Genomic DNA, 13,257 nt, shown 5'->3' with positions numbered 1-13,257 from the left:
GGAAGCTGACCGCGCAGCAGGCGCACATCGCCCGGATGGCCGCCGAGGGCGCCACCAACCGGGAGATCGCGGACCGCCTGCTGCTCAGCCCCCGGACGATCGACCACCACCTCCGCAACGTCTTCACCCGGCTCGGGATCCGATCGCGCGTCGAGCTGGCCCGACTCATCCGCTGACCCGCGCCGCCGCGGGGGTCAGACCTCCTCGTACTCCTCCTCGCGCGCCTTGGCGTTCTTGGCGGAGGAGGACTTGGAGCCCTTGGAGGCACTGGACGACTTGGAGTTCTCCGACTTGGCGGACTTCTTCTCCTCCTCCATGGCCTCCTCGTGCGTCCGGACGACCTCGCTGTCGCGGATCTCGCCGCGCCAGCCCTCGATCTCGTCCGCGCGGGTCAGCGACTGCGTCATCACGAACCGGCGGAAGTGCTTGAGCTCGAGGCGGGCCCGGCGGCCCTGCGCGCGCCACAGGTTCCCGGTGCGCTCCATGAAGCCCTGCGGGTGGTACTCGAGGACGACCAGGACGCGGGTCAGGTTCGGCGCCAGCTCGTGGAAGCTGACCGTCCCGTCCACGTGCCCCTTCGGGCCCTTGGAGCGCCACACGACGTGCTCGTCGGGGACCTGCTCGACGATCGTGGACTCCCACGTCCGCGCCGACCAGAAGATCTTCGCCTTCCAGTTCAGCTTGGTCTCGTCGGGCTGGTCGACGCTGATGACCTTCTTCATGAAGGACGGGTAGTCCTGGAACTGCGTCCACTGGTCGTAGACGAGGCGGCGCGGCGCACCCACGTCGATGTGCTCGACGATGTTGGTGACCTTCACCTTTTTGCCGCCGCCCTTGCCGCCCTTGCCCTTCTTGCCGTCGTCGTCGCCCTTGTCCCCGCCGGGGAGGGCGTTGCCGACGGTGTCCTTGAGCTGCCCGAGCACGCCGTGGCCGTTGCTCTTGTCCTCCCTGCCCCGGCCCGTGCCCCGGTCCTCGTCCTGCTTCTTCGACTCGGTCTTCCCGGCGGCCTTCGACGTGCCCTTCGACGTGCCGCCCTGCTCGTCGCCGGGGTTCGCGTCCTGCTCGCCGCGACGGCCGCTGAGGGCCCTGTTCGCCGCGACGGCCGCACCGGCGCCCAGCAGGACGCCGCCCGCCGTGCCGGCGGCCCGGCCGCCCGGCAGTCCCTTCGGCAGGCTCTTGGAGAGCTTGCCGAGGCCGGGGACGCGGCTGCGCCGCCCGCCGGGGAGATGCCTGGTGATCTGTCCGATGGGCGCCCGGCCCATCAGGCTTCCGCGTGCCATGGTTCCTCTACCTCACTTGGGAGTTGTAACGATCTCGCCGCCGCGGATCTCGCCTCGCCAGCCCTCGACCTCGTCGGGGCGGGTGAGCGCCTGTGTCATCACGTGGCGGCGGAAGTGCTTCAGCTCGAGGCGGGCCCGGCGGCCCTGCGCGCGCCACAGGTTCCCGGTCCGCTCGAAGAGTCCCGCGGGGTGGTATTCCAGGACGAGCAGGACGCGGGTGAGGTCGGGGGTCAGCTCGTGGAAGCTGACGGCCCCGTCCACGTGGCCCTTCGGTCCCTTGGAGCGCCACACGATGTGCTCGTCGGGGACCTGCTCGCCGATCGTCGACTCCCACGTCCGGCTGGACCAGAAGATCTTCGCCTTCCAGTTCAGCTTCGCGTCGGACGCCTGGTCGACGCTCACGACCTTCTTCATGAAGGACGGGTAGTCCTGGAACCTCGTCCACTGGTCGTAGACGAGGCGGCGCGGCGCACCCACGTCGATCTGTTCGACGATGTTGGTCGGTCTCCCCCTTCGTCCACGCCCGAAGATGCGGGCGAGGGTCTCCTTCAGCGCCGTCCAGCCGAAGCTCAGCAGCGCGCGGAACGGGGACTTGCCGTCCCGCAGCGCCGTGATCCCGGCCAGCGCGGCCCTGCCGAGCGGGCCCGCCTGCTCGGCCTTCGCGACGAGACCGCGCGTCTCGCGCTCCAGCCGCCGCTCGGCACGGTGCAGGACGCGGCGGCCGAGGCGCCGGGCCGAGAGGGCCGCGACGACCCCGCCGGCGCCCGCGGCCGTGCCGAGCGCCGTGCCGGCGGCGGCGCCGGTCCGGAATTTCATGTCCTGTCCACCTCGTCGTCCACTCGGATACGGCGCCGCTTTACCCGGTCAAGACGGGGCAAAACAGACCGCAGGCCAGCGACGAGGCCGCGAAGCGTTCCTCTTCCCCAACAAAGACCTGTTCGGAGAAGGCCGGCATCACCGACCCGCCCGCGTCGCGGGCCGAGGGGCAGACCGACGCGATCCATGGCGCGTGGAGCTGCTCGACGCGGTCGAGGTCTTCGCCCGGCACTACCGGCGCAGCTTCGACTCGCCGGACGAACAGTTCTTCGTCGATGCCGCCCGGTCGCTCGTCTCCGGCACGTCCCTTCTCGGACAGGGTTCGGACGTTCCGTAACGGACGTGCCGCGAGGACCCGCGCCCCGAAAACGCGATGCGCGCTGCGGACGGCGGCGTCATGGTTGAGACATGCGGACCATCAGCCGTGACGGAGTACGCATCGCCTTCGAAGTCGTCGGGCGCGGGCGGCCGCTGGTGCTGCTGCACGGCTTCTACGGTGATCGCACCACCTGGCACCAGAGCGGCCACGTCGCGGCCCTGGCCGACGACCACCGACTCGTATTGATCGACGCCCGTGGCCATGGTGAAAGCGACGCACCCCACGACCCCGACAGCTACCGGATCGACCGCCAGGTGGACGATGTCATCGCCGTCCTCGATGCCCTCGGGATCGACCAAGCCGCGCTGTGGGGTGCCTCCATGGGCGGCACCATCGGCCTGCACCTGGCCTGGTCGGCGACCAGGACCCCCGGCTCCCATCGATCCGGAACACCGCCGCCAAGATCCCTAGCGCCACCCTGATCGAACTACCGAACTGCAGCCACCTGGACGCCTTCACCCGCACCGACCTCACACTCCCCACCGTCCGCCACTTCCTAGCCGCCCGGCAGGCAGCAGCCAGTGCGGTGTCCGCGAAGTCGACCGCGTCGCCACCTCGTTGACCTGCGGCGTGTTGTTGCTTTCGAAGCGCGTCTGGTTCGCGATCCCGGGGATGCTCGGGCTCGCCTCCGTTGTCGTCCTGGCGTTGCAGATGCTGCTGTACCGGCCGTTCGGCGGCGCGGTGAAATTCGCTACGGACGGCACAGACCGCAAGGGTCCGGTCAAGTACCACTACACGGTTTTGGTGTGGCGCTACCTGCTCATCGCCGGAGCCGGTATCGCGATGGTGGTTCTGCCTCTCATGTTCGGCATCCGCTATCTCGGCCCGTTCATCGCCGTGGGCCTGCTGACCCTCCTCATGGGGACGAAATTCTGGCTGCCGCAGCTCGGCTGGGTCTGGAAGTGCGCTCATGTCGGCGCGGGAGCCGCTCCACTCCGACCGCTGGCCCAAGGAGATCGCCCGTGGTGTGTGGTTCGCGGGCGACGACGTCTTCGGCGGTGTCCTGCTCGTACCGGACACCGCCGAGCTGATGTTCATGCAGGCAGAGAGCTGGACCGTCCACGAGAAGGCGCGGCAGCAGGCCGGAGCGGAACGGCGGGAGAAGGCTGAGCGGGCCGGTCTCGCACGGAAGTCGGTCTAGAGTTCCGCCACCTGGGTGATGATGAAGCGGCTGCTGGGAATGGCCGGGGCCCGCCAGGGGTGGATGCCGAGGTCCTGGGCCGGGACGAAATAGGTCATCCAGCGGGTCAGCGCCGTTACCGCGACCTTCATCACGTCCTTGGTGATCCATTCCCCGGCGCAGCGGTGGCCTTCGTAATGGTCGCCTCCGCCCTGCGGAATGAGGTGTAGGCGTCCGGTTCACGGCCGATGAAGCGTTCGGGTCTGAACTGTTCCGGACGGTCCCACAGGCGCGGGTCATGGTCAGTGCCGTGCAGGTCGAGTAGAACGCGGCGCCCCTTCGGGAAACGATGGTCGCGCCATTCGAAATCATGAGCAGTGCGCGCCGGCGCAGCCGCCGAGGTGCGGCGCCCTGCGCAGGAGTATCCGCGTGTCGTAGACGTCGGCGTCCAGGTGGCGGGCGCGGGCCGACAGCAGTCCGTAAGGCCGTGCCGGCAGCGGCAGCGTCTCATCCGGGACGGTCATGTGCATGGCGCTCCTCTGGGAAGGCGTTCCATCGCGTCCGACGCGACCGCAGTACCCGGGCGCGGCCGCGTCGTACTCACGGCGTGATGACGAGCTTGCCGCGCGTGTGGCCGCTGCGGCTGGCGTCGAAGGCGGTGCCCGTCTCCTCCAGCGGGAACGTGCCCGCGACCTCGACTCTGAGCGCGCCGCGGTCGGCGAGGCGGGCCAGGTCGGCGAGCTTCGCGCCGTTCGGACGGACCCAGATCCACGCGCCGCCGTGCTCGTCCACGGTGTTGTCGGCGACGGACACGTGCCGGCCGCCCGGGGCGAGGACCGCGAGGGTCGTGTCCAGCTGGCCGCCCACGAAGTCGGCGACCGCGGTGACCCCGCCGGGCGCCAGTTCCCGGACGCGCTCGGCCAGCCCGTCCCCGTAGGCGACCGGTTCGGCGCCGAGTTCCCGCAGGTAGTCGTGGTTCTTCTCGGACGCCGTGCCGATGACGCGGGCACCCCGGTCGCGTCCGATCTGCACCGCGAAGCCCCCCACACCGCCGGACGCCGCGTGAATGAGCAGGACGTCGTCCTTCCCGACCTTCAGCCGGTCCAGCACGCGCTGCGCGGTCATCCCGGCCAGCGGCAGCCCGCCCGCCTGGTGCCAGTCGAGCGATGCGGGCTTGTGCGCCACATGGTCCGCCGCGACGGCGACGTACTGGGCGAACGTGCCGTGGCCGACGACGTCCTTGCGCGCGTAGGACATGACCTCGTCGCCCACCGCGAACTCGGGCGTGTCGGGGCCGAGCGCGCGGACGACCCCGGCGACGTCCCAGCCGGGGATGACGGGGAACACCGCGTCCATCATTCCGTCGAGGCCGCCGGCCATGACCTTCCAGTCCACGGGGTTGACCCCGGCGGCGCGCACCTCGATCAGCACCTGGCCGGGGCCGACCTTCGGGTCCGGGACGTCCCCGACCTTCAGCCGCGAGTTGTCGGACGCATACGAGTCATAGGTGGCGGCACGCATTCCTCGAACCTGCCTCCGCACCCGTCCCCTAAACGCGCGATCGTCGCGCACCAGATGCGTAGGAACCTCCCTACGCTTGACATGTAGGAAGCTACCTACCTATCGTCGACGCCGTGAACATTACGCATGTACGCCTGCTGACCGTCCCCGTCTCCGACCTGGACGCGGCCAAGGACTTCTACACCGGCAAGCTCGGCTTCGACGTCGTCATGGACCAGCAGAACGGCCCGGTCCGCTGGCTCCAACTCGCTCCTAAGGGGGCGGAGACGAGTGTCGTCCTCGCGAACCACACTCCGGTGGCGCCCGGAAGCCTGCAGGGGCTGATCCTGGAGACGTCCGCCCTCGACGCCGACTGCGAGGCGCTGCGCCGGGCCGGGACGGACGTCGACGGCCCGCAGGACCTCCCCTGGGGGCGGCAGGCCGTGATCAGCGACCCCGACGGCAACGGCATCGTGCTGGCCGAACGGTGACCGCCGACCTCTTCGCGGCGCTGGCCAGCCCCGTCCGCCGCGAGATCACGTCCCTCCTGCTGGACGGCCCGCGCCCGGTCAACGACCTCGCCGCGCACTTCGCGATGAGCCGTCCGAGCGTGTCGGAGCACCTGCGGGTGCTGCGGGACGCGGGCCTCGTCAGTGAGCGCCGCCACGGCCGGCAGCGCCTCTACCGGCTGGAGGCCGCACCGCTGCGCGAGCTGTCGCAGTGGCTGTCCCCCTACGAGCGGTTCTGGCGTGAGAAGCTCGCCGACCTGCGCGAACTCCTGGACGAGGAGGACCTGTGAGCGATGAATCCCGCACCGCCGAGACCGCCGTCCCCGGCCGCGCGCGGAAGGCGCCGAAAGGGGGACGGCATGAACGATGAACGCGCGTCGATCGAGGTGGACGAGTTCCTGCCGCACCCGCCGGCCAAGGTGTGGCGGGTGCTCACCGAGCCCGACCTGCTGGCCCGCTGGCTGATGCCGAACGACTTCCAGCCCGTCACCGGGCACCGCTTCACGTTCGCCGCCGACCCCATCCCGACCATCGGCTTCGACGGGACGATCGAGTGCCGCGTCCTCGACATCGACGAGGAGCGCCTGCTGCGGATCAGCTGGAACGGCGGCGGACTCGACACGACGGTGACCTGGCGGCTCGTCCCCGAAGGCCACGGCACCCGCCTGTTCATCGAGCACGCGGGCTTCGACCTGGACGACCCCGTCAACGCCTACGCCTTCCGCGGCATGGGCAGCGGCTGGCGCACCCGCGTCCTCCGCAGCCTCCACCACCTCCTCACCGGGTCCCCCTGACCCCTACGGAGACGCCGCCGCCCAGCGCGCCGGCAGGCGCCGGTCGGCATGGGCGGCGGGTGGCTGTGGGCGGCGTTTCGCGGGTGGTCGTGGGTCAGGTGGGCGGGTCGACGTCGATGCCCTTCAGCATGCCGATGACCTGGCCTATTTCTATGAGGCGGCCGTGCCGTCGGGGTCGTGCATTTGACGCGCTCCCCGGTCTGAAGGCCGGGGATTCGGCCTGTGCCGCACCGCTCAGGTGCGGTCAATTCCGTGGCTTCCTGCTTCAACGGGCCGTGCCCCGGCGAGCTGGGGTCTTACCTGCCCTCCATCAGGCGTTTAAGGTCTCCGCCTCCCCCGGGCGCCCGGGGGTTTCCGTCCAGCGGCGACCAGCAGAACATCACCCGGGGGCGATGCGGCGCCCTTCGTCCAGGATGTTGCGTGCGGCGTTGACGTCCCGGTCGTGCATCGTCGCGCACTGCCCGCAGGTCCATGCGCGGACGTGCAGGGGCTTGGGGCCATCGCGGTGCCCGCAGTACGAGCAGATCTGCGAGGACGCGAACAACCGGTCGACCCGCGCGAACGTCCGCCCGTACCGGGCCGTCTTGTACTCCACCATGTTCACAAACGCAGACCAGCCCGCGTCGTGCACCGACTTGGCCAGCCGGGTGCGCGCCAGCCCCTTCACACACAGGCTCTCCACGTAGACCGCTTGGTTTTCGCGGACCAGTTCGGTGGAGAGCCGATGATGGAACTCGCGGCGCGCGTCGCCGACCTTCGCATGCGCCCGGGCGACTTTCAGACGGGCCTTGGCCCGGTTGGCAGATCCCTTCTGCTTGCGAGACAGCGCCTGCTGGGCCCTGCGCAGCTTCTTCTCGGCGCGGCGCAGGAACCGGGGGGAGCCGATCTTGCGGCCGTCCGATAACACGGCGAAGTGCTCCAACCCCAGGTCGATGCCGACCTCCGAGCCAGTGTCGGGCGGGTCTTGCACGTCATCGGTCTCCACGACGAACGAGCAGAAGAACCGCCCGGCGGCGTCCTTGATCACGGTCACGGTGGACGGCGTGCACGGCAGCCGCCGCGACCACCGCACCGCAACGTCACCGACCTTGGGCAGCGCGAGCTTGCCGCCCTGGGTGATCTGCCAGCGGGCGTTGGCGGTGAACCGGATCGCCTGCCGGGCGTCCTTGCGGGACTTGAACTTCGGCGGGCCCATCCGGGGGCGTTTGCCGGCCAGGCCGTCGAAGAAGTTGCGGTAGGCGGTCTCCAGGTCCCGCAGCGACTGCTGCAGCACCACCGACGACACCTCACCCAGCCAGCAGCGCTCCGGGGTCTTCTTCGCAGCCGTCATCGCCGCCGACAACTCGGCCGCCTTCACAAACGGCACCCCCGCCCGGCGGGCGTCCTCCCGCGCCCGCAAAGCGTCGTTGTAGACCACGCGGGCGCAGCCGAACGCCCGCGCCAGGGCTTGGCGCTGCCCGGCGGTGGGGTAGAGACGGAACACATACCGCAACTGCATTTCGTAATATTATCATCACTTTAAGCTACTATCGGGTTCATGGACAGGCAGGCACAACGGATGGTGGAGTTTCTCCTTCAGGACGACCTCGCCGCCGAGTACGTCCGCGTAGGAGGTGCGGGAACGTGCGACGTCCCGCACGGTGAGGAAGTGCGTCAGCACCAATCCCTGCCGGATACCGGCAGCTGATTTCGATCCACCATCTCCGTGTCCCCCAGGTTGGCGGCGATGCTGGCGCGTCCGCCCACACCCGCGCTGGGTGGTCGGGCAGCGACGCCGACGACTGCATTCACGCGTTCGTGCCCGCAGTCCCACCCCGAACCCTGCGGTGGGCCGCCGGTGCCGGCGGCCCACCGCGAGGTGGGGTGGGGGTTACAAGGCGGGTTCCAGGGGTGGGTTGTTGGCGAACTGGGTGTTGTGCAGGTCGGCGTAGCGGCCGCCGGCGGCCAGGAGGGTCTCGTGGGTACCGCGTTCGATGATCCGGCCCTCTTCGAGGACGAGGATCTGGTCGGCGGCGCGGACGGTGCTCAGCCGGTGGGCGATGACGATGGCGGTGCGGCCGTCGAGGGCCTCGGCCAGGGCCTCCTGGACGGCGGCTTCGGACGTCGAGTCGAGGTGGGCGGTGGCCTCGTCCAGGATGACGACGCGCTGGCGGGCGAGGAGGAGGCGGGCGATCGTGAGGCGCTGGCGTTCCCCGCCGGACAGGCGGTAGCCGCGCTCGCCGACGATGGTGTCGAGGCCGTCGGGCAGGCCTTGGACGAGGGTCTCGAGGCGGGCGCGGCGCAGGACGTCCCAGAGCTCGTCGTCGGTGGCCTCGGGCCGGGCGAGCAGGAGGTTCGCGCGGATCGACTCGTGGAAGAGGTGGCCGTCCTGCGTGACCATGCCGAGGGTTTCGCGGATGGCCTCGAAGGACATGTCGCGGACGTCCACGCCGCCGAGCCGGACGGCCCCGGAGTCGACGTCGTACAGGCGCGGGAGCAGTTGGGCGATCGTCGACTTGCCGGCACCGGAACTGCCGACCAGCGCGATCATCTGACCCGGTTCGGCCCGGAACGAGACGTCGTGCAGAACGTCCACGCCGCCGCGGGTGTCGAGGGTGGCGACCTCTTCCAGAGAGGCCAGGGAGACCTTGTCGGCGGACGGGTAGGCGAACGTCACCTCGTCGAACTCGACCGAGACCGGCCCGGACGGGGCGGGACGCGCGTCGGGCTTCTCCGCGACCAGGGGCTCCAGGTCGAGGACCTCGAAGACGCGCTCGAAGCTGACGAGGGCGCTCATCACCTCGACGCGGGAGCTGGCGAGGGCGGTCAGCGGCGCGTAGAGGCGGGTGAGCAGGAGGGCGAGGGCGACGACGGCGCCGGCGTCGAGGTGGTCGCGCAGCGACAGGAACCCGCCGAGGCCGTAGACGAGGGCGAGGGCCAGGGCGGAGACCATGGTGAGCGCCGTGATGAAGACGTGCTGCACCATCGCGGTGCGGACGCCGATGTCGCGGACGCGGCGGGCGCGCGCGGCGAACTCGGCCGACTCGCGGGCGGGGCGCCCGAAAAGCTTCACCAGCGTCGCGCCGGGGGCGGAGAAGCGCTCGGTCATCTGCGTGCTCATCGCGGCGTCGTGCGCGGCGGCCTCGCGTTCGAGGCGGGCGAGGCGGGCGCCCATCCGGCGGGCCGGAAGGACGAAGACGGGCAGCAGGAGCAGCGCGAGCAGGGTGATCTGCCAGGAGATGCGGACCATCACGGCGAAGGTGAGCAGCACCGTGACGATGTTGCTGACCACGCCGGAGAGGGTGTCGCTGAAGGCGCGCTGGGCGCCGATCACGTCGTTGTTGAGCCGGCTGACCAGGGCGCCGGTGCGGGTCCGGGTGAAGAAGGCGACGGGCATGCGCTGGACGTGGTCGAACACGGCGGTGCGCAGGTCGAGGATCAGCCCCTCGCCGATGCGGGCCGACAGCCACCGGTTGGCGAGGCCGAGGCCGCCCTCGGCGACGGCGAGGACGGCGATGACCACGGCCAGCCAGACGACGGTGGACGTCGCGGCGTGGTCGACGATCGCGTTGACAACCCACCCGGCGAGCACGGGCGTCGCGACGGCGATGACCGCCATCACCACGCTGAGCAGGAGGAACGCGACCAGCGGGCGCCGATGCGGGCGGGCGAACGCGCCGATGCGGCGGAGTGTCGCCTTGGAGAAGGGTCTGCTGTCCCTCGCGTTCATGGCGTGGTGCAGCGACATCCACGCCGTGACTTCCATGTCCATGAGGTCCCCTGGTGATCGTTAGCCTGGAATGGCAAGCATGAGACCTCAAGAATGGTTGAGGTCAAGCCGTCGGCACCGTGACCAGCCTGGCGCACGGGTACGACATTCCCCGGAGGGACGGGCACCTGTGGATATCGAGAGGCTCCGGAGCGACACCCCCGGCTGCGCGACGGTGGCCCATCTCAACAACGCGGGCGCGGCGCTGCCGCCCCGTCCGGTCATCGACGCCGTCAACGGGCATTTCGCACTGGAGTCGACGATCGGCGCGTACGAGGCGGCCGAGCAGAGCGACGCGGCCGTCCAGCACTTCTATGGCGCCGTGGCAAGGCTCATCGGCGCGCGCGCAGACGAGATCGCCTACGTGGAGAACGCCACCCGTGCGTGGGACATGGCGTTCTACTCGATCCCCTTCGCGGACGGCGACCGCATCCTGACGACGACCAGCGAGTACTCCAGCAACACGATCGCCTACCAGCAGGTGGCGGAGGCCAAGGGTGCGAAGGTGGACGTCGTCCCGGACGGGGCCGACGGCACACTCTCACTGGAGGCGCTGGAGGCCGAACTCGTCAAAGGCGATGTCCGCCTGGTGTCGCTCAACCACGTCCCCACCCAGAACGGGCTCGTGAACCCGGCGGCGGAGGTCGGTCGGCTGTGCCGTGAGCACGGCGTCCTCTATCTCCTGGACGCGTGCCAGTCGGTCGGCCAGATCGCCGTCGATGTGGACGAGATCGGCTGCGACATGCTGTCGGCGACCGGTCGCAAGTACCTGCGCGGCCCGCGCGGCACCGGGTTCCTGTACGTCCGCCGTGAGATCGTGCAGACGCTCGTCCCGCCGTTCCTCGACCTCCAGGCCGCCACCTGGAAGGCGCCGGGCGGATTCGAGATGCGCGACACCGCCCAGCGCTTCGAGACATGGGAGCGGTATGTCGCGGGCCAGATCGGCCTGGGCGTCGCCGCCGACTATGCGGCGGACCTGGGGATGGCCGACATTGAGACACGCGTGACCGAACTCGCCGCCAAGCTGCGTGAGGAATTGGCCGCCCGACCTGGCGTCACCGTCCTCGACAGGGGGGCACGGCCGTCCGGGATCGTCACGTTCACCGTGGACGGCCACGACCCCACCGCTGTCAAGCACGCCGCAAGGGAACACGGCGTCAACATCAACGTCACGAACCCCGCCTCACACGGGTACGACCCGCGCGCCCGTCCAGCGGCCGTGCGGGCCTCCGTGCACTACTACAACACCGAGGAGGAACTGGAGCGGCTGCTGTCTGCGCTGCCGCTCACGTGAACCCCCTGGGCTTCAGCGTGTTTCTAGCAAGGAACCCCGGTCCTTCAGGGCCGGGAGGAATCGCTTCTCTTGTACGCCACGCGCCGACGCGGCCCGGTCCCGTCCCGGGCCACCACGGTTGCGTAATGATATAGTCACGGACTGTGAAACTGGTGGTGCAGGTCAAGCTGCTGCCGACGCCCGAGCAGGCGGCGGCGCTGACCGACACCCTCCACCATGTCAACACCGCCGCCAACCACGTCTCGACCGTCGCGTTCGCCCGGTTCGGGCTCCGCGGCCGCGAACTCCCCCTGCGGACCTTGTGCTATGGCGACCTCAAGGCCGGCGGGCTCGGAGCTCAGGCCGCCCAGCACGTGATCAAACGGGTCGTGGACGCCTACACCACCCTGCGCGGCAACATCCGCAACGGCCGCCTCGGCGGCCCGGCCTCCAAGCGTCGCCGCAAAGCCGAAGCAAAACCCATCGCCTTCCGCCCCGACGCCGCGCACACCTACGACGACCGGTGCCTGTCATGGCAGCTGGACGCGGGCACCGTCAGCATCTGGACGGTCGCCGGGCGGTGCAGGAACCTGCGGTTCGCCTGCTCCCCCGACCAGGCCAAGATGCTGACCGCGCACCGCAAGGGCGAATCGGACCTGGTCCACCGGGACGGGAAGTGGTTTCTGCTCGCCACCTGCGAGGTCCCCGAACCCCCGGTGTACGAGCCGGTGGACTGGGTGGGAGTGGACCGCGGCATCGTCAACCTGGCCACCACCTCCGACGGCGACAACCACCAGGGCCGCCGGTTGGGCCGGTACCGGCGGTGGCAGGCCCGCAAACGCGCCGAACTCCAAGCCAAACGCACCCGGTCAGCGGCCAGGCTGCTGAAGAAGCGGGCGCGCCGGGAGGCCCGGCACGCCCGGCACGTCAACCACACGATCGCCAAGCAGGTCGTCGCCGTCGCGGCACGCACCGGACGCGGTATCGCACTCGAAGACCTGAGTGGGATCCGCGGACGGGTCACGGTTCCACGCGACCAGCGGGCACGCCTGTCCTCCTGGCCCGAGGTGGATCCGGCCTACACCTCGCAGCGCTGCCCGCGCTGCGGACACACCGCCAGGGACAACCGTCCAACGCGGGACCACTTCACATGTCGCCGGTGCGGTCTCGCTGGGCCTGCCGACGTCGTCGCCGGGGTCAACGTACGCGACCGCGCACGCTCGGCGTGGGTATTCGTCAACATGCCCCAACCCGCCCCCGCCCAGCGCGGGGCCGGTGGATGCGACCCGTGACCGCCCACCCGTAGCGGGCAGTCGGGAGCGTGAACAAAGCCCAAGGACCGAACGGCAAGCTCGGTCCCCTCAGGGCCGAGTAGTTGACGCGTTGGGACGCGCGGCGCTGATGTCCGCGAGCGCCGACTCCGAGTCCTTCTCGATCGCGATGTCCCCGATGGACACGATGCCCACCGGGCGGCCGCCCTCCATGACCGGGAGCCGCCGCACCGCCCGCTCGCGCATGATCTGCGCGGCCTTGTCGAGGGTGTCGTCCGGGCCGACGGTCGCGGTCACGCTGCTGGCGATGCCGCCGATCTTCGCCTGGGTCGGGTCGCCGCCGGCGGCGAGCCCGCGGATGACCAGGTCGCGGTCGGTGACGACGCCCTTCAGGTCGTCGCCGTCCGCGACCAGCACGGCGCCGATGTCCTCGTCCCGCATCGCCCGCGCCACCGTGACGAGGTCGAGTTCCGGCGACACCGACGTCGGCGAGCCGGTCATGATTTCGCGGATCTTCATGGCCATGTGATGCTCACTCCTTGAGCCTCGTGAACCGTTCCTGTGGCC

The 13,257-nt window shown here is 70.1% G+C and carries 18 protein-coding genes and 1 pseudogene; 10 read left to right on the top strand and 9 right to left on the bottom strand.

Features of this window, described 5'->3' with window-relative positions:
* Positions 1-176, top strand: a 176-nt coding sequence (locus tag E1284_RS15745; protein ID WP_131939827.1) for a helix-turn-helix domain-containing protein, incomplete at its 5' end; no start/stop codon positions are given.
* 18 nt (positions 177-194) lie between these two features.
* Here E1284_RS15745 and E1284_RS15740 read toward each other — a convergent pair.
* Both E1284_RS15740 and E1284_RS15735 read right to left on the bottom strand, forming a co-directional pair.
* A complete protein-coding gene (locus E1284_RS15740; RefSeq protein ID WP_243714503.1) occupies positions 195-1,280 on the bottom strand; it encodes an SRPBCC family protein in 1,086 nt (361 codons plus the stop codon).
* A 12-nt stretch (positions 1,281-1,292) separates the two neighbouring features.
* Positions 1,293-2,096 carry an SRPBCC family protein gene (locus E1284_RS15735; protein WP_131939826.1) on the bottom strand — a complete coding sequence of 268 codons (804 nt, stop codon included), beginning with the start codon at positions 2,094-2,096 and terminating at the stop codon, positions 1,293-1,295.
* A 193-nt stretch (positions 2,097-2,289) separates the two neighbouring features.
* On the opposite strand from E1284_RS15735, the gene E1284_RS41500 reads away from it, so the two are divergent.
* The 3 genes from E1284_RS41500 to E1284_RS15725 all read left to right on the top strand — a co-directional run bounded on the left by E1284_RS41500 (position 2,290) and on the right by E1284_RS15725 (position 3,616).
* Complete coding sequence (locus E1284_RS41500) at positions 2,290-2,433, top strand: hypothetical protein (RefSeq protein WP_165965286.1); 144 nt, start codon at positions 2,290-2,292, stop codon at positions 2,431-2,433.
* Positions 2,434-2,504: 71 nt separating this feature from the next.
* The gene (locus E1284_RS15730; RefSeq protein ID WP_131939825.1) at positions 2,505-2,897 is read left to right on the top strand and encodes an alpha/beta fold hydrolase; all 393 of its coding nucleotides are present in this window, start codon (positions 2,505-2,507) and stop codon (positions 2,895-2,897) included.
* A gap of 488 nt (positions 2,898-3,385) precedes the next feature.
* Positions 3,386-3,616: a hypothetical protein gene (locus E1284_RS15725; RefSeq protein WP_131939824.1), complete on the top strand. Its 231-nt coding sequence runs from the start codon at positions 3,386-3,388 to the stop codon at positions 3,614-3,616.
* On the opposite strand, the gene E1284_RS43665 is transcribed toward E1284_RS15725, so the two are convergent.
* From E1284_RS43665 to E1284_RS15715, 4 genes and pseudogenes are all read right to left on the bottom strand, one after another.
* Positions 3,613-3,747, bottom strand: coding sequence for a hypothetical protein (locus E1284_RS43665; protein WP_279433044.1), 135 nt, complete (start codon positions 3,745-3,747; stop codon positions 3,613-3,615). The two genes, E1284_RS15725 and E1284_RS43665, sit on opposite strands and share 4 nt — an antisense overlap.
* Positions 3,747-3,914: pseudogene (locus E1284_RS44035) on the bottom strand (hypothetical protein); the annotation flags it as partial. The gene E1284_RS43665 and the pseudogene E1284_RS44035, both read right to left, overlap by 1 nt.
* Before the next feature lie 49 nt (positions 3,915-3,963).
* Positions 3,964-4,119: a hypothetical protein gene (locus E1284_RS43080; RefSeq protein ID WP_243714502.1), complete on the bottom strand. Its 156-nt coding sequence runs from the start codon at positions 4,117-4,119 to the stop codon at positions 3,964-3,966.
* 76 nt (positions 4,120-4,195) lie between these two features.
* Entirely contained in the window at positions 4,196-5,116 is a 921-nt protein-coding gene (locus E1284_RS15715; RefSeq protein WP_131939823.1) for an NADP-dependent oxidoreductase, read from the bottom strand.
* A gap of 113 nt (positions 5,117-5,229) precedes the next feature.
* On the opposite strand from E1284_RS15715, the gene E1284_RS15710 reads away from it, so the two are divergent.
* From E1284_RS15710 to E1284_RS15700, 3 genes are all read left to right on the top strand, one after another.
* Positions 5,230-5,586: a VOC family protein gene (locus tag E1284_RS15710; RefSeq protein ID WP_131939822.1), complete on the top strand. Its 357-nt coding sequence runs from the start codon at positions 5,230-5,232 to the stop codon at positions 5,584-5,586.
* Entirely contained in the window at positions 5,583-5,894 is a 312-nt protein-coding gene (locus tag E1284_RS15705) for an ArsR/SmtB family transcription factor (RefSeq protein ID WP_131939821.1), read from the top strand. Before E1284_RS15710 ends, E1284_RS15705 begins: the two co-directional genes overlap by 4 nt.
* Before the next feature lie 69 nt (positions 5,895-5,963).
* Positions 5,964-6,398, top strand: coding sequence for an SRPBCC family protein (locus tag E1284_RS15700; protein WP_131939820.1), 435 nt, complete (start codon positions 5,964-5,966; stop codon positions 6,396-6,398).
* A 379-nt stretch (positions 6,399-6,777) separates the two neighbouring features.
* On the opposite strand, the gene E1284_RS15695 is transcribed toward E1284_RS15700, so the two are convergent.
* Positions 6,778-7,896 carry an RNA-guided endonuclease InsQ/TnpB family protein gene (locus E1284_RS15695; protein ID WP_131939819.1) on the bottom strand — a complete coding sequence of 373 codons (1,119 nt, stop codon included), beginning with the start codon at positions 7,894-7,896 and terminating at the stop codon, positions 6,778-6,780.
* A gap of 39 nt (positions 7,897-7,935) precedes the next feature.
* On the opposite strand from E1284_RS15695, the gene E1284_RS41495 reads away from it, so the two are divergent.
* Complete coding sequence (locus tag E1284_RS41495) at positions 7,936-8,085, top strand: hypothetical protein (RefSeq protein ID WP_165965285.1); 150 nt, start codon at positions 7,936-7,938, stop codon at positions 8,083-8,085.
* Between the two features lie 183 nt (positions 8,086-8,268).
* Here the strand turns inward: E1284_RS41495 and E1284_RS15685 are convergent, their stop codons facing one another.
* Positions 8,269-10,149: an ABC transporter ATP-binding protein gene (locus E1284_RS15685; protein ID WP_131939818.1), complete on the bottom strand. Its 1,881-nt coding sequence runs from the start codon at positions 10,147-10,149 to the stop codon at positions 8,269-8,271.
* A 127-nt stretch (positions 10,150-10,276) separates the two neighbouring features.
* Here E1284_RS15685 and E1284_RS15680 point away from each other — a divergent pair, with 127 nt between their 5' ends.
* Together E1284_RS15680 and E1284_RS15675 are read left to right on the top strand one after the other, a co-directional pair.
* Positions 10,277-11,440 (top strand): aminotransferase class V-fold PLP-dependent enzyme, encoded by a 1,164-nt coding sequence (locus E1284_RS15680; RefSeq protein WP_243714501.1) that lies wholly within the window; start codon positions 10,277-10,279, stop codon positions 11,438-11,440.
* Between the two features lie 143 nt (positions 11,441-11,583).
* A complete protein-coding gene (locus E1284_RS15675) occupies positions 11,584-12,711 on the top strand; it encodes an RNA-guided endonuclease InsQ/TnpB family protein (RefSeq protein WP_243714500.1) in 1,128 nt (375 codons plus the stop codon).
* Positions 12,712-12,780: 69 nt separating this feature from the next.
* Here E1284_RS15675 and E1284_RS15670 read toward each other — a convergent pair whose 3' ends face one another.
* Entirely contained in the window at positions 12,781-13,215 is a 435-nt protein-coding gene (locus E1284_RS15670; RefSeq protein ID WP_131939816.1) for a CBS domain-containing protein, read from the bottom strand.
* Positions 13,216-13,257: the final 42 nt, after the last annotated feature.

This window comes from Actinomadura bangladeshensis, from assembly GCF_004348335.1.
Classification (GTDB): domain Bacteria; phylum Actinomycetota; class Actinomycetes; order Streptosporangiales; family Streptosporangiaceae; genus Spirillospora; species Spirillospora bangladeshensis.
Note: the sequence above shows the minus strand (reverse complement) of the source record. Positions and strands in the feature narration are given on the sequence as shown.